Origin of the sequence: Corynebacterium flavescens (genome assembly GCF_008693105.1) — a bacterium.
In the GTDB taxonomy this organism is placed as follows: Bacteria; Actinomycetota; Actinomycetes; order Mycobacteriales; family Mycobacteriaceae; genus Corynebacterium; species Corynebacterium flavescens.
The window spans coordinates 108,582-124,874 of sequence record NZ_VXKK01000026.1 but is presented as its reverse complement, the minus strand read 5'-3'; the positions used below and the strand labels follow the sequence as shown (position 1 = coordinate 124,874).

11 protein-coding genes are annotated in these 16,293 nt (G+C 57.2%); 7 read left to right on the top strand and 4 right to left on the bottom strand.

Annotated features, from left to right (window positions below; all coding sequences use genetic code 11):
• Positions 1-34: 34 nt before the first annotated feature.
• Complete coding sequence (locus tag F4V60_RS04895) at positions 35-844, bottom strand: SWIM zinc finger family protein (RefSeq protein ID WP_075729598.1); 810 nt, start codon at positions 842-844, stop codon at positions 35-37.
• Positions 844-3,885 (bottom strand): DEAD/DEAH box helicase, encoded by a 3,042-nt coding sequence (locus F4V60_RS04890; RefSeq protein WP_075729597.1) that lies wholly within the window; start codon positions 3,883-3,885, stop codon positions 844-846. The genes F4V60_RS04895 and F4V60_RS04890 overlap by 1 nt, the downstream gene beginning before the upstream one ends.
• A gap of 234 nt (positions 3,886-4,119) precedes the next feature.
• On the opposite strand from F4V60_RS04890, the gene putP reads away from it, so the two are divergent.
• The 3 genes from putP to F4V60_RS04875 all read left to right on the top strand — a co-directional run bounded on the left by putP (position 4,120) and on the right by F4V60_RS04875 (position 6,778).
• The gene (putP, locus tag F4V60_RS04885) at positions 4,120-5,682 is read left to right on the top strand and encodes a sodium/proline symporter PutP (protein ID WP_075729596.1); all 1,563 of its coding nucleotides are present in this window, start codon (positions 4,120-4,122) and stop codon (positions 5,680-5,682) included.
• A 101-nt stretch (positions 5,683-5,783) separates the two neighbouring features.
• Positions 5,784-6,287 (top strand): HNH endonuclease family protein, encoded by a 504-nt coding sequence (locus F4V60_RS04880; RefSeq protein WP_307722789.1) that lies wholly within the window; start codon positions 5,784-5,786, stop codon positions 6,285-6,287.
• Between the two features lie 47 nt (positions 6,288-6,334).
• Entirely contained in the window at positions 6,335-6,778 is a 444-nt protein-coding gene (locus tag F4V60_RS04875) for a DUF2269 domain-containing protein (protein WP_075729594.1), read from the top strand.
• On the opposite strand, the gene F4V60_RS04870 is transcribed toward F4V60_RS04875, so the two are convergent.
• Both F4V60_RS04870 and F4V60_RS04865 read right to left on the bottom strand, forming a co-directional pair.
• Positions 6,710-7,972 carry an HNH endonuclease signature motif containing protein gene (locus tag F4V60_RS04870; protein WP_075729593.1) on the bottom strand — a complete coding sequence of 421 codons (1,263 nt, stop codon included), beginning with the start codon at positions 7,970-7,972 and terminating at the stop codon, positions 6,710-6,712. The genes F4V60_RS04875 and F4V60_RS04870 overlap by 69 nt on opposite strands.
• 153 nt (positions 7,973-8,125) lie before the next feature.
• The gene (locus F4V60_RS04865) at positions 8,126-10,072 is read right to left on the bottom strand and encodes a DEAD/DEAH box helicase (protein ID WP_075729592.1); all 1,947 of its coding nucleotides are present in this window, start codon (positions 10,070-10,072) and stop codon (positions 8,126-8,128) included.
• Between the two features lie 126 nt (positions 10,073-10,198).
• On the opposite strand from F4V60_RS04865, the gene F4V60_RS04860 reads away from it, so the two are divergent.
• From F4V60_RS04860 to F4V60_RS04845, 4 genes are all read left to right on the top strand, one after another.
• A complete protein-coding gene (locus tag F4V60_RS04860; protein ID WP_232315987.1) occupies positions 10,199-11,041 on the top strand; it encodes an SGNH/GDSL hydrolase family protein in 843 nt (280 codons plus the stop codon).
• Between the two features lie 82 nt (positions 11,042-11,123).
• Positions 11,124-12,494, top strand: coding sequence for an amino acid permease (locus tag F4V60_RS04855; protein ID WP_075729590.1), 1,371 nt, complete (start codon positions 11,124-11,126; stop codon positions 12,492-12,494).
• Positions 12,495-12,570: 76 nt separating this feature from the next.
• On the top strand, positions 12,571-15,297 hold the full coding sequence (locus tag F4V60_RS04850) for a Z1 domain-containing protein (RefSeq protein ID WP_075729589.1): 2,727 nt from the start codon (positions 12,571-12,573) through the stop codon (positions 15,295-15,297).
• Positions 15,297-16,289 carry a PD-(D/E)XK motif protein gene (locus F4V60_RS04845; protein ID WP_075729588.1) on the top strand — a complete coding sequence of 331 codons (993 nt, stop codon included), beginning with the start codon at positions 15,297-15,299 and terminating at the stop codon, positions 16,287-16,289. Before F4V60_RS04850 ends, F4V60_RS04845 begins: the two co-directional genes overlap by 1 nt.
• Positions 16,290-16,293 lie beyond the last annotated feature (4 nt).

The following is a 16,293-nucleotide window of genomic DNA, read 5'->3' as shown; positions in this document are numbered from 1 at the left end:
CATCCTTTCTAGTACTCGCCTCGGACATGGACGCCTAGTGGGTGAGATGGTGATAAAGATCCTCAACGTCGGACACTGCGCGCAGCAGGTCGATATTGGTGTGCGAAACCGCCCGCATCGCCTTGCGCAACAGCTCTGGATCGGAATCCTCCAGCGCAGGCGCAACCTTGGGACGCGGAAGATCGGGAAAAGCGCGGCCTTCCCAGAACAGGCTGCTGCGCTCTGCAGCATCGAGGCCGGCGTTGTCGTAGCTTTCCTTAGCCACGGATTCCGCTTGGTCTAGGACGGATTGCTCGAGCCTGCCCAAGTCAAGCCCGCGCAGCGACAAGGCCACTGCGGGATCCGCGTCGATGCGGACGGCCAGTTTATCCCCGACCGCAACCACGTGCTTGCACACGTATGAAGAATCGGGACAGGTGCAAGAAAACCTGAGTTCATCGGCGTCGGCTGCAAAGAGCAGATCGAGCACCTCAGGGCTAAATACTCCTTCACGCGCCTGCGCCAAGGAGTTTGGGGTACGGGCGAAGATCTCTGAGATCCGAGCGATATCGTCATTGGAGCGGAAAGGCAGTTGGATAAGCACGGCAAAGGGCTCGTTTTGGGAGCCTGCCACTCGGCCATGCACCGCGCCGTTGCGCACGTCTAGGCCTACGACGTGGCCTCCAGCCGCATACTGGCGCCCACGGGAAATGCGGCCGCTATCGGCGTTTTTATAGATAAACTGCGTTACCCGAGTAGCAGCGTCCGACAGCGCGGAAACGCGGTGCACCTGCTCAGGCGAGGAGACGCGTTTGCGCGCGCCGAAATTAGCGTAGATGACATTATCTTGCTCAGCGGCCACGATTAATCCGACTCCTTATAACTCATCAGCTGGGCCAGCTGCTCGGGATCCAGCTCCGTCAACCAGCCTTCGCCCTCCCCGACCACCGCGCCGGCCAGCTGGGTCTTGCCGTCGAGGATATCTTGAATGGATTCCTCCAGGGTTCCTGCGGTGATCATCTTATAGACCTGCACGTTGCGCTGCTGGCCGATGCGAAAAGCGCGGTCCGTGGCCTGGTTCTCCACCGCGGGATTCCACCATCTATCCATGTGAACCACGATATTGGCCGCGGTTAGGTTAAGACCTGTGCCTCCCGCCTTGAGCGAAAGGATCATCGCAGGCGGTCCATCGGGAGACTGGAAGTCCTCGACCATCTGGTCGCGCTTGTTCTTGGTCACCCCGCCATGTAAGAAAGGAATCTCGCGGCCCAGCTGCTGGGAAAGATAGGGCTGCAAGATGCTGCCAAACGCGCGGTACTGGGTAAAGATCAGCAACCTTTCGTTGCTCTCGACGGCGCCGTCCACGATCCGCATGAGCTCCTTGACCTTACCGGAGCGGTGCCTGCCTTTGATGGTCACCGCGGAGCCATCGCCCAGATAGTGCGCGGGATGGTTGCAGATTTGCTTGATGCGTGTGAGGGAGGCCAGCACCAGACCGCGGCGGGCTATGCCGTGTTTCTCGTTGAGGGTTTTCTGAACGTCGTCGACAAGCGCCTTGTACAAGGCCGCCTGTTCCTCGGTCATCGACACCGTAACAATCTGTTCCGACTTCTCCGGCAAGTCATCGATGATGCTGGGATCGGTCTTGAGGCGACGCAGGATAAAGGGCGCCGTGAGCTGCCGCAGCCGCTCCGACATAACCTCACTGCCCTCGCGCTCGATGGCCTTGGCAAAGTGGTTGCGGAAGAAGGAGGCGCTGCCGAGCACCCCGGGATTACAAAAGTCGAGGATAGAGCGCATCTCCGAGAGGCGGTTCTCCACGGGCGTACCCGTAAGAGCCACGCGGTGACGAGAGGGCAGAGAACGCACGGCCTTGGAGGAACGCGTCGCCGCATTCTTGATGGCCTGCGCCTCGTCGAGGACCACGCGGTCCCATTCCACTTGGCCCAGAACGGCGAAGTCCCGCCCAGCGGTGCCATAGGAGGTGATGACCAAGTCCATCTTGGCTGCCTCGTCCACCAGCTGCTTACCACGCAGGCGATCCGAGCCGTGCTGGACCAGAACCCGGAAATCGGGCACGAACTTCTTTGCCTCGCGCGCCCAGTTCCCCACCACCGAGGTCGGGGCGATGATGAGCGTGGGCCCTGCTGCCTCAGCGCGTGTCTTCTCCACCGCAACGAGCGAGAGCAGCTGAAGTGTCTTGCCCAGGCCCATGTCGTCGGCGAGGACCGCGCCGATATTGTTGCGGGACATCCAGTAGAGCCAATCCACGCCGCGCCGTTGATACTCGCGCAGCTCCGCATGAATGGTCTCTGGCAATTCGATTCTCTCCGGCGCCTGCGTGGACATGCCTCCGAGCAACGCCATTTGCCAGGTCGATCCGGTGAACTCTATCGGCTCCTGCGCCATGGAGGTCAACGCAAGCTCCCGCAGCTCGGCCACGGAAACCTGCTCTATCTGGCCATCGTTGAACTCTTGGCGGCGCTTTTCGACGTCCGCCACCAGCTCCTGCCACCCCGGCTGCTCCAACTGGCGAGCCATTTCGGCGGCTGCGGCGAGGCGCTCCAGTTCTTTCTTGGCCCGCTTGTTAGCGGTCTGAGCCAGCTCCTCCATGTACTCAGAGATCTTCGATATCGACTGGGTATCCGCCATGACCCAATCTCCGCGCAGGCGAATCAACCCCGATTTCGACTCAACAAGCTGTTGCATCTCCTCATCGCTGAGCTCGATGTCCCCAACCGACATGTGCCAGTCATATTCAACCAGCTTGTCCATGCCTAGGTGCGCCTTCGTGGAGCCCTCGGCAGGGTCGCGCACCTCGCGGGTCTCGAGTTTGGCCTTGGTTTCCATCTGCGCCCACGCCTTGGGCAGCATGACGGTAAACCCTGCGGCCTTGAGCGCGGCGGCATCCGCTCCGATGAAAGAAACTAGGCTGTCGGTGCGCAGGTACACGTCCCAATCCCCGGCATCTGGGTCAACCGGCAATTGGGACTCCCCTAATACGGGCGCGATGGCGATCGCTTTACGACGATCCTCTCGCAGACGTTCCACACTTGCCCGGTCAAGGCTGTCGAGCCTAATTGGCTGCGGAGAGTCCGTACCCGAGCGCACCTGCACCCTAATGGGCCAGGCGGACTGCCCCGGATCCTCATCCTTGGGCGGCTCCTCGACGATGAATACCAGCTGTAGGTCCACCGAGGTAATCGAGTCTTTCCACTCGTTGAGGCCACGCAGAAGCTGTGCGCGTCCACGCTTGACCGGCGAGGTAGTAAGCAGCGCCTGGGCAAAATCGTGCCAGGGATAAGGCCGCGCCGCCTGGGTCAGGTGGCGCAGTTCCACGTAGGCGATCCAGTGAGTCAACTCCTCGGCTAGGTCCTCCGAGAGTGAACGATTATTGATAGACAAGATTCCGGGAGCTGCGGCGATCATCTCCCCCAGCCAGCCACGCTCTCCCAGTCCCGAAGCTAGTTGCCACATCGGGTACCACTCGCCAGCCTGGTAGGACAGCCTTATCGTTACGCGCCCGGCACGCACGAAGGCCCGCAGTCCGCGGTAGGCCCGGATGAGCCAAAACAAATCAGGCGCGATGGACTCGCGCTGTTGCGGGCTGGCTGCTGCGTTGCCATCATCCAGAATGGATAGACCCGCGAGCGCAGACACCGCCTCCTCGGGCGCAAACATCGCCATGGGGACCATCAACGAGACGTCCTTGCCCTTCGGCGTACGCAAAGAGACTCGGGCGCGGTTGCGGAAAGACTTCTTCTTTAACAGCGCCTCCACCGCCTCGGGAAATGCACCATCGGGCACGGCGGAGGGCAGGACTATCTTGTGCCCTTCTACCTGTTCAATCCATAGACTAAGGCCCGAGACGGGTAACCAAAGTCCATGCAAAAGGTAAGAAGCCATAGATGCCAGTTTAGCAGCGCCCCTTTCGCATGAGCGCTTCAGCTATTAGACAGAATGCAACGCTCCCGCCCCAATCGTTATACCGTCGTTATATTCTGCTGTTTTACCTGTTGAGACATTGAAATAGACTGTGAATGAACTGCGCCACACGTTAAGAACAGGTGAAATGGAGTTGGGTGCCCGCTTCGTGCTCGCTAGCGTGGGAACGTCCCTACTATCTACGAGGAGAAATCAGTGCAAGACTCCACTTGGTACGTCATCGCGATGATTATCTATCTGCTTGCGATGGCCGCAATCGGATTCTGGAGCTACAAACAAACCGACGAGTATGACGATTACGTCCTCGGCGGCCGTGGCCTGAATCCATTCGTCGCGGCGCTCTCCGCAGGCGCATCAGATATGTCTGGTTGGCTGCTCATGGGCCTGCCAGGAGCGCTCTTCTTGACCGGTCTCTCCGAAATCTGGATTGCCGTCGGTCTCATTATCGGTGCGTGGGCGAACTGGACGTGGGTCGCACCACGTCTGCGCTCTTATTCCGAAGTAGCCGGCAATTCCATCACCGTGCCTTCCTTCTTTGAGAACCGCCTGCGCGACAAGTCCCGCATCCTGCGCGTCCTTGCCGCAGCCATCATCATCTTCTTCTTTACCTTCTACGTCTCCTCCGGCATGGTCGCCGGCGGCCGCTACTTCGAATCGACATTCAACGGCGACTACCTCGTTGGCATGCTCATCATTGCTGCCGTTACCGTGTTCTATACTTTCGTCGGTGGCTTCTTGGCCGTTTCTTATACCGACGTGGTCCAAGGCCTCATGATGTTTACTGCCCTACTCATCGTTCCGATCATGGCCTTCATCTCGCTCGATAACCCAATGGATATCTTTAGCTTCGCTAGCAACCATCCTTATGGCCCCAACGGCGAGATCGACAACCCCAACTACTTCTCAGTGTTCTCTGGAGTCTCCGCCGCAGTTGTCATCGGCAACTTGGCTTGGGGCTTAGGCTACTTTGGCCAGCCGCACATCATTGTCCGCTTCATGGCGCTGCGCAAGCCCGCCGATGCCAAGGCCGGCCGCTTCTACGCCATTGCCTGGATGTCGCTCTCGATCATCGGCGCTGTCTTCGTCGTCATCATTGGCACGGTCTTTTTCACTCAGAAGAACTACACGATCACGGACACCCAAAATTACGAGACCATCTTCTTGGACATGGCTCAGATCCTCTTCCACCCACTATTCGCTGGTCTGGTCCTCACTGCCGTTCTAGCGGCCATCATGTCCACCATGTCTTCGCAGATGCTGGTCGTCTCCTCCTCCCTCATCGAGGATCTCTACACCATCTTCGTCAAGCGCAAGCCCAGCGAAGCCGTGCTCATCAATCTTTCCCGCACCGCGGTGGTCGCCATCGCCGTTCTCGCAGGTGTGCTCGCTATCAACCCCTCGGATTCCATCCTCGGTTTGGTCGGCTTCGCTTGGGCCGGCTTCGGTGCCGCATTCGGCCCAATCATCTTGTTGTCGCTGTACTGGAAGCGCCTCAGCTCCTCCGGTGCTATTGCGGGCATGGTGGTCGGAGCCGTCATCACCATTGCTTGGGGTGTGTCGCCGCTTTCCGACGTCCTCTACGAAATCGTCCCCGGATTCCTCGCCGCCCTTGTTGCGGCTGTCGTCGTTTCCCTCGCTACCAAGCAACCTTCTAACGAGGTTGTTCAAGAGTTCGAGCAGGCCGCCAAGCTCTCGAAGCTGGCCGCCAAGGATGCAGACGTCGACTTCGAAAAGGCCGCGCAAAAGGTCCAAGACTAAGGAACGTACCTTCTCGCCGCCAAGTCAAATAGGACATGAAGTTCTATTTCTTGGCGGCTTTGACGTTTTTGACACTGTTGTATTTATATCCCGGCCCCCGCTTGGACATCGCTACGGTGCCCCAGCGCCAAGACGTCCTCGGATATGACCGCGCACTTTTTGGAAGCTGGCAGCCACATGGCCAGTGCACTACCCGCGAGGCTGTGCGCTTAGCGCAGTCAACACAGGCGAGCGTTCTCAACTGCCGAGTCACAGGCGGAACGTTCTACGATCCATACTCCGACCAAGCAGTGTCCAATAGCGAAGCCGTGGAAGTCGACCACGTCTTTCCCCTCTCCGCTGCTTGGGACATGGGAGCACACAACTGGGATCGGAGCAAGCGGGCGCGCTTTGCTAATGATCCTCTCAATCTGGTGGCCACGCAGCGCAGCCTCAACCAACAGAAGTCCGATAGCCTCCCTTCAGAGTGGCTACCCCCGAAGAAGCGCTGCGCCTACTCTACACGCCTGGCAGAGATAGCACGCGCATACGAGCTTTCGCTGCCTACCGCAGACGTATCGGTGATGCGTAGGCAGTGTCGATTCGAGTTCCTGCTTCCAGGTTAGATAGGCTCAGGGTGTACGTTCCGTCCTTTGAAAGGCCACACATCCCCGTGACATCTTTTCTGATTTTCCTGCACGTCATCGCAGCCCTACTGCTAATCGGCCCCGTCTGCGTATCGACCTCGACCTACCAGTCCCAGATGCTCAAGGCATCCCAAGGTGACGTCTCCGCACTAGGCGCAGCACGCCTTCTGCACAACATAACCAGCACCTATGGCTATATTTCTGCCATCGTTCCGATCCTGGGCATCAGCGTATTCCTCGCGGACCTATCCACCTACAAGTCCGAGATTCAGTTCCACATCGCTATCTTGGTGGCAATCGTTGCTTGGTGCCTCCTTTTCTTCCTTATCATCCCGAAGCAGAAGAAGTCCCTCGCTGCACTCGAAGAGAACTCTGGTGAGGACTTCGCCGCGACCAAGAAGTCACTGGCCGCCATGGGTGGGATCTTCAACCTCTTGTGGGTTATCTGTGCTTGCTTGATGTTCGTCTAAGACCTCATCATCGAGCTCTTTCTTTAGCCGCTGCGCCTCGTCGTGAGCGGCTTTTCTTCTGCCCTGCGTGGCCTGCGCCACCGTGCGGACCCAGTTCCTTTTCCGCGGCGCCAAAGGGCCCGTGGCCTCATCGTAGATCCAAGTTGAATCCTCAAAGAGCCAGACAATATCCCCACTGACTGGGTCCATGATGTAGCGAGCCCGGCCATCAGTCTTGATGTTGTGGTGGTGTTGACACAGGCTCGCGAGATTGGCCGCTGAGGTCGGGCCACCATCCGCGAAGTCAATACGATGATCCTTTTGAGCATCCTGCGCAGGAACGTCACAACCGGGCCAGCGGCACACTGCATCACGACCCTCAACATAAGCGCCGATACCAGCAGGCGTGACGTAGTTGGGCGAGACGGCACGCTGTGCCGCATCCATGTCACGCACGGTACTAGCACGCGCAGCCAGCCTTTCAACTACCTCGGACGGCACCCAGCCCAGCTCCTGGATGAAGCCTGGCGCGTCCGGACAATCAGACTTATAAACATTGAGCGTGACCTTAGCCCCCGCAACAGATTCCCCGCTAAGCAGCGCTATCGCTGCTCCTGCCCGAGTGATGTTGTCGCGCTCAGCAAGAAAAGCGACATTGGCGTCGATGACGGCCGCAGTTTCTAAGTCCACATCGAGGCTAAGTGTGGCACTATCCTTGCCCATGGGATACACGCCATAGGCAGGGCGACGCCGCGGGTCTTTGGCAGCGATTGAGGAGTCCTTGCGCATCAAAATATCCCGCAACTTCCGCCGCAGGTTTCGATGTGAAGGCAACTTCTGGTTGGGCTGGCGCGCTGAGAGGTATCTGGTCAGTTCCTCGTCGATATCCTGCAAAGTCTCTTGTGCGACGTCCCCCAGTTTCGACAGTGCCGAATCTATGGCTATGAGCCTGTCTAGGTCGAGATGGAAGCTTTCCTCCTGCTCCGCACGCAGGCGCGGAAGCTCCTCTAAGCGCACAAAAGTGTAGATGATCCGCGTGATGCGTCCCTCACTTGCTCCTGTAAGCCCAGACAAAGTGGCCACGACGATGTCAATATCGGCGTCCTCCTCCGGCTGCAGCGAGCGCCAGAACAAGTATTCTTCCCGCCGCAGCACTGTGGCAGCAGCAGAAACCTCGTGTGCTGGGTTGGTATTGGCATAAAAGGCGGTAGTCATTGGTTGTCACTCCCCCGTGAAACAAAAGCATCGAATACCCTTTCGAATCACAGCCTAAACCATGCCACCGACATCTACCCCCGAATATAGTGAGCCCCCACAAAACACGTAAAAGGCCCCTAGTTCACTAGAGGCCTTTTACGCTGGGATTACTTAGTCGCGCCAGCCGCCGCGACCACCACGGTCACGGTCGCGATTTCCGCGGTAACCACCGCGTCCACCACGATCTCCGCGATCACGGTCTCCGCCGCCACGATGAGGCGGACGGCCAGAGTCCTTCTGGATGTTGATCAGCTGGCCAGAGATGCGGGTGTCCTTGAGACGATCGAGCACCTGCGGGTCCATGCCCTTGGGCAGATCGACGAGGGTATGCCCCACGGCGATGGTAATACGGCCAAAGTCCTTGGAGGACAGGCCACCCTCGTTGGCAATGGCACCGACGATGGCGCCTGGGCGCACGTTCTGACGCTTGCCGACGTCGAGACGGTAGGTCTCGAAATCTCCATCCGGGCGACGGGGGCCACGGTCTCCGCGATCACGGTCACGGAATCCTCCGCGATGTCCGCGGTCGCCGCGGTCTCCACGGTCGTCGCGGCTGAAGCGGTCGCGGTCACGGCGATCCTTCTTGAAGGCAGGCTGATCCTTGAGCAGGAACTCAGTTCCGCCCTGCAGCTGTACGGCCAATGCGGCAGCGATGTCATCCATCGCAACGTTGTTGGTCTCGGAGTACTTGCGCACTAGGCCGCGGAACAATTCGCTTTGCTTGGTCTCGAGATTATCCGTGATGGCCTGCGCGAAACGCTCTTTGCGCTTGTCGTTGACGGCATCAACGGTAGGCAGTTCCATCTCTTCCAAGCGTGCATTGGTGACGCGCTCGATGGAACGCAGCATCCGACGCTCGCGCGGAGTGACGAACAAGATCGCCTCACCGGTACGACCCGCGCGGCCAGTACGGCCAATGCGGTGCACGTAGGACTCGGTGTCGTTGGGGATATCGAAGTTGACCACGTGCGTGATGCGGTCAACGTCGAGGCCACGCGCGGCAACGTCAGTAGCCACGAGGATGTCGAGGCGACCATCCTTGAGCTGATCAACGGTGCGCTCACGCTGCTGCTGGGCGATGTCGCCGTTGATGGCAGCAGCATTGTATCCGCGCTCCTTGAGCTGATCCGCTACCTCTTCGGTCTCATGCTTGGTACGGCAGAACACGATGATGGCGTCGTAGTCAATGACCTCGAGGATGCGCGTGAACGCGTCCATCTTCTGACGGTGCGGGGTCAGCAGGTAGCGCTGCTTGATGTTGTCGTTGGTGCGACGCTCGGACTTGACCGTGATCTCGGCTGGGTCGTTGAGGTAGCGCTTGGACAGGCGGCGGATGCCATTGGGCATGGTCGCCGAGAACAAAGCAACCTGCTTGCCCTCCGGGGTGTCCTCCAAGATGCGCTCGACATCCTCCTGGAAGCCCATGTTGAGCATCTCATCAGCCTCATCGAGCACGAGGAAGCGCAGCTGGGAAATATCCAGTGAGCCCTTCTCTAGGTGGTCGATGACACGGCCGGGAGTACCCACGATGACCTGTGCTCCTCGGCGCAGGCCGGAGAGCTGAATGCCATAAGCCTGACCACCGTAGATAGGCAGCACCTCAATGCGACCTAGGTGATCGGCGAAAGTCTGGAAAGAATCCGCAACCTGCAGTGCAAGCTCACGGGTGGGGGCAAGGACGAGGGCCTGCGGGTGGCGGGCCTTGACGTCAATCTGCGACAAGACGGGCAGCGCGAAAGCTGCGGTCTTGCCGGTACCGGTCTGGGCAAGGCCGACGACGTCGCGGCCTTCCATCAAGATCGGGATGGTTTGTTCCTGGATAGGGGACGGCTGGGTGTACCCAACCTTCGCAACGGCTTGCTGCACATCATCAGGCAGGCCGAGGTTTGCAAACCCCTGGGAGTTGTCATTGGCTGAAGTATCTTCAGCGCCGGCGTCCTCAGAAGTATTCGCAGCCCCGGTGTTGTCAATATCACCTTGCGAGATTTCCTGAGATTCCGACTTAGTAAATTCTTCCGGCTCTTTCGTGCCGCCGGTGGCGTTATCGGTAATGCTCATTGCTCGCTCCACAGTACGCGACTACGCCAGCAAAGACTATTCGTCCACCCGATGATGGGCATAAACACACCCTGGCCACACTCCCGGCGCCTGTCACACTGCGACGGCTGGGCTACCATGACGAACATGAAGAAACTGGCGGCTGTCATCCTCGGTGTGGGCCTCCTTGCGGGATGCTCCTCGCAGCCTGCCCCTCCCAGCCAGTCCACTGAAGAATCTCCGGCACCTTGGAGTCCAGAAGTCTACGTCGCCCTGGGGGATTCCTATTCCGCCATGGGCTCGACTGCGCTTCCATTGGATCCTCCCAATACCTGCGTGCGCGCCCAAGACTCCTATCCGGAGCTTCTGGCCAAGGAGCTTGACGTAGAAACGCTCGCCAACGTCACCTGCCAGGGTGCGACCACGCTCGACGTACTCAGCTCCGCCGGCGAGCATCCTCCCCAGGTAGACGCACTGACCCCGATAACGGATCTCGTGACTTTGAGCATCGGCGGCAACGACGCCAGCTTCATCCTCATGGCCTCGTGCCTCGAGCGAGGCGCCCAGGAATCAACCTGCCAGCAGGAGCACGGCCAGCAGATCGCGCTGGAGATTTCCGATCTTCCGCGGCGCCTTGATGTGCTTTATGAGGAACTCGCCAAGCGCGCGCCCAACGCCCGCGTCGTCGCCACTGGTTATATGCCGCTTATCACCTCCACGGATGATTGCGCGGCCATTGCTCCCCTGGCCGCGACGGATAGGCAGTGGCTTTCGCAATCAATTCAGGACATCAACCTGGCGGTAGCGGACGCCGCTGCACGCCACGGCGCCCTTTTCGTGCTGCCCGACGACGCCGCGCAACACACCGGCTGCTCCCCCGATCCCTGGGTGGATTTCACTGGGGAGAACACCGGTTCCTTCCCCATGCACCCCACCCACGCGGGGCAGCAAGCCATGGCGGATGCAGTCGCCCGGGCGCTGAGCGCTTGAGACGGTTTGCCGGGAATTAGTTTTTCTTAGAAGATACTTGGGTTAAAGCAATCACTTTTCTCTTTTAGATAGAAGGATCTCCATGTCCGGAACCTCTCCGCGCGCGGGCCTCAAACACCGCCACTTGCACTTCATCGCACTGGGCTCAGCCATTGGAACCGGCCTGTTCTACGGCTCTGCTGGCGCCATCCAGGCGGCCGGGCCGTCGGTACTTTTGGTGTATCTCCTCGGCGGCGCCGTGGTCTACTTCATGCTCCGCGCCCTCGGTGAGATGGCCGTGCGCAACCCCATCACCGGCTCCTTCGCGGAGTACGCACGTGCCTACATGGGTGGCTGGGCCGGCTACATCACCGGCTGGATGTTCGCCTTTGAGATGGTCATCGTGGCTCTGGCGGATCTCACGGCGATTGGCATCTACATGAAGCTGTGGTTCCCCGATGTCTCGCAATGGGTCTGGGTGGCGGTGACCCTACTCATTGTGGGCGCCGCCAACGTCGCCGGCGTGCGCGCCTTCGGCGAGCTCGAGTTCGCCTTTACCACCATCAAGGTCGGCGCGGTGGTTGCCATGATCATCGGCGGTGCCGCCATTTTGGTCTTCGGGCTTTCCGGAGCCTCCACCACCACCGGCCCTGCCAACCTCGTCAACGATGGCGGATTCTTCCCCAACGGCGCCGAGGGCCTTATCGCCTCTTTCATCTTGGTGCTCTTTGCTTTCGGCGGCACTGAGATCATCGGCGTCGCCAGTTCTGAGGCCGAGGACCCCGAGGTCTCCGTGCCCAAGGCCATCAACACCGTGCCCGTGCGCATCCTGCTCTTCTACGTCCTGGCCATCCTCGTCATCTTGATGCTCAACCCCTGGCGTTCCATCACCGGCGATGAATCCCCCTTCGTGCAGATCTTTAGCTCCCTGGGTGTCTCCTGGGCCGCCGGCCTGCTCAACTTCGTGGTGATTACCGCCGCGCTCTCCGCCATCAACGCCGACCTCTTCGGCGCCGGCCGCGTGCTCACCGGCCTGGCCAAGCAGAACCTCGCCCCCGCCGTGATGTCCAAGCAGCTGCGAGGCATTCCTGTCATGTCCACCGTCATCCTCGTCATCGTGATGATCGTCGGCACCATCCTCAACGCCGTTATCCCCGAGAATGTATTCGCCATCATCGCCTCCCTGGCGACCTTCGCCACCATCTTCGTCTGGCTGATGATCCTGCTTGCCCACGTCTACTCCCGCCGCGGCATGGACAAGGCCGACCTTGCCCAGCTCACCTACAAGGTGCCCTTCTGGCCCTGGGGGCAGTACATCGCCATCGCGTTTATCATCTTCACCTTCGGCATCATGGTCTGGCAGGCCGACTACCGCGTCTCCCTCGGCGTCGGTGTCGGATTCATCGTGCTCATGACCGGCATCTACTACGCCACCGGGCGGCACAAGGTTGATGCAGTGCCGCTTCGGGTCTAATTGTCGGTCTCGACGACACCGGAACGCTGCCAATGTAATGTCTTAAACGGTGTCTACTCAGGTAAGGGAAACGAAAATGTCAGATAGCTCCGTCAGCCGAGAAGTAAGCTACATTCTCGACATAATCAGAGACATAGTGGGCTCAGGCCACTCAATTGACGCGGCAATTGAAAAGGTCTGTTCTAACCCATACGCACAACCTCCGGCAGAGGTCATGGAAGAGGCACGATCCCGCTTTCTACGCGAAACTGGGAAGATTGCTAAGTATGAGGGAATTGACATCACGAACAGGAAGGAACTGGAAAAAGGCAGTTGGTACAGCGGCCCTCGAGAACAAGACCACATCTACTGGCCGCACGTAAAACAAGTACTTGAACCAATTCTTGGTGCCGCTCTCAATGACGTTGACGCAGCTTCCAGTGTCACACTCGGTTCCCTGCGCCCCCCAGCGGAGTCAACCATTAACGTTCGCGGCCTCGTTCTTGGTTACGTACAAAGCGGTAAGACGACGAACTTTATCTCGCTGATAGCAAAAGCTGCCGATGTAGGTTATCGACTCATCATTGTCTTGGCTGGATTAACTGATAATCTCCGCAAACAAACTCAAGCGCGTATTGACGAACAATTAATTTCTGGCACGTCTGGATGGATACACCTTACCGACATTGAATCCGACTTCAACAAGTCCAAGTTTCTTGCCAACCATAACAATGCGAGTTCCTTCTTCAGCAACTCTGATAACAGAATGATTGCCGTGGTAAAGAAGAATGGACACGTCTTAAAGGCTCTTAACCAGCTCCTCAAAAATGGTGGGACTTCGACCAAAGAGCTTCCTATCTTGGTCATCGACGATGAATCAGACCAAGCAAGCATCAATGTTTCGCCCAAAGCCCAGTCAGAAGTCTCGAGGATTAATGCCCAAATACGCGAGCTTTTGAGAAACAGCAAGACTGCCTACGTTGCATATTCTGCGACTCCGTTCGCAAACATCCTCATCGACCCTAATGAGGACCAAGATATTTACCCGAAGGACTTCATCCACGTGCTCCCGATGCCGAATGGTTACTTCGGAACTGAGACCATTTTTGGGCGAGCCCCGCTGTCGGGTGAAGAATATATCGAATCCGACGGACTCAATATGATACGCACCATCGACGAATCCGAAGTAGACCAGACTCGCCCGCCGAGCAAGAAGAACGGAGGAGAAGCCTGGGACCCTAGCATTCCCGATTCACTCGACGAAGCAATCCGTTGGTTTATCCTCGCCACTGCCGCACGACATGCCCGAGGTCAAGCCTCCAAGCATTCTTCAATGCTGGTCCACACCGCCGTTCGAACTGTCGCTCACGAACAACTACGCGACCTAATCGCCGAACACGTACGTATTCTCAAATCTCACTACAAGAAGGATAATCTGCGCAACGAGCTTCGTAAGCAGTGGGAATCGGAGATCTCTACGGTGCCTCCGGAGCAACTAGGGTACAAACCGCTTACCTTTGAGGAAGTAGACGCTTATATTCCCCGCGTCCTCAATGACATCGAGGTTGTTATGGATAACGGAATATCTGAACACCGCCTAGACTACAGCACCGGACGTCCTTTGACCGTCATTGCCGTTGGTGGAAACACGCTTGCAAGAGGATTAACTCTTGAAGGATTAGTTTCAAGCTACTTTGTAAGAACTGCTACTGCCTATGACACTCTGCTTCAGATGGGCCGATGGTTTGGGTTCAGGAATGGTTACGGCGACCTGCCTCGTATCTGGATGACGGAGGAGCTGGAGTCTTGGTTCCAAGATCTATCATTAGTCGAAGCGGATCTCCGACGCGACCTCTCACGCTATACAAAAGAGAACCTCACCCCAATGGACTTCCAAGCACGAATTCGAGTTCATCCCTCCATGGAAGTCACCGCCCGCGCGAAACAACAAGACAGCCGCCCCGCAAGCATTAGCTATTCAGGGCAAAAGGTTCAAACGATCCTTTTTCGGCACAAAGACAGGCAGTGGCTAGAGTCGAACATTGAAGCGACCAAAAGGCTCGTTGCTGAGATCAAGTCAGCTGGTGTGCGCGAAATTCCCAAGAGCAACGGCACGCAAGTTTTCCGAGGCATCTCCCCTTCCATCATCGAAGAGTTCTTGGACAACTACACCATTTACGAGGAATCGAATCTAGGAAAGAACGACGCAGCACTGCTGAAGAAGTACCTGAAGCGCGAGCACGATACAGATTCGATTCGTAGTTGGGACGTCTCTTTCTATGGAAAGAGCCATAAGGACGATGAAGAGACCATAGACTTGGGCCTCGGGACAAATCTCCCGCTAATCAACCGCTCACAAATGATCGCGAATTCAAATCCGAATGTAGCGAACATAAAAGCCTTGGTAGGTTCAATGGATCGCATCAATACCGCGGATATCGATTCCGCTGCTCGGTCACAAATACTGAAAGAGCTTTCGAGTACTGAGGGAACTACGGAATCAAGGCTGCTGGACGCATACGAGGAACATGTGGGCTCTGATGTGGGACACCTCGCTATCTACGCAATCAATCCACTTTCCAAAACCACACAGAAACGGTTCTCAAAATCTGGCAAAGAGATCGATATAAGGAACCGGAGGAAAGACCTAGATGCAGTAGAGACGATCATCGGCATTGGACTCTTCTTCCCGAATTCAAACAACCCCGACATCACCGCAGACTACGTCAGCGCGAAAGAACCGATCGACGCTGAAACAATGCGCTTGATTCAAGAGTCTGAAGAAGAGGCTTTCTCTAATGAGTTTGAAGATGGAGACAAGTAGTGCCAGCGTTCGATAGAGCTGCGTTCCTCTTTCAGGCCGCTCGGAAAGATGATTCGCTCAAGCCTGGTCAAGAATGGGTTCTCGAGTCGGGTGTAGAAATCGAAGCAGGCCCAGTCATCTGCTTTGTTCAGGAAAACGGCGAGATTGGAATTGATATTCCATGTAGTGCCAAAGATTTGGAGATATTTACTGAAGACCGTAGAAGCCTTGCGATCCACTTAACAAAGAGTTCTCGTCTGAACAGTAACGGCGTTAGAGCATTTCAAACGCGTCTTGCCCTGAAAGACCTGAATCATGAAGCTATCTTCTACTTCTTCATTGACGAAATCCTGAACTTCCTCGATGAGAACCCCCACACTGGCCCGCAGGATGTTGCTGGGCAGTTAGCAAAATGGCGCCGCCTTTTCGCAGGAGCCAAGCATGCGCCAATCTCACCCGAGACCGAAGTAGGCCTCTTAGCCGAGCTTGAAGTGCTTATCGGACTATTTGAAGACAACTCTCCTCATCCCCTCGAGTCTTGGTTTGGTCCCCAGAGCGGAAAGCACGACTTTGAGTTCTCAGATTGCGCGGTGGAATGCAAAGCGACTTCTTCAGCAGAGAGGCTCCTCGCCACTATCCACGGTGCGGATCAACTAGACACTCTGAATGACAAGCCCTTAGTTCTAGTTTTTCGACGATATGAGCGCCATCTAGACGGTCCGATCTCGATTCCTAACTTGATAGAAAAGCTGAATGCTTTCTCAGAGTTTGATGTGGAGCGCTTTATTGAGCAAACACAAGAGTTCGGCATTGATTTTTTCAGCAAACAGAACCGCCAAAAATTCGGCAGCTATTTCGCCGTAGATGTACATGAGTTTGAAATCACACGGGATTTTCCCCAAGTCAAGTTAGTTAACGACCAAAATCGTATCCAAAACCTCTCTTATTCCATCGACCTTGCAGGGCCTGCGAGCGTTCCTGGACACAGAGACTTCCCCACATACATTCGATAGAGAC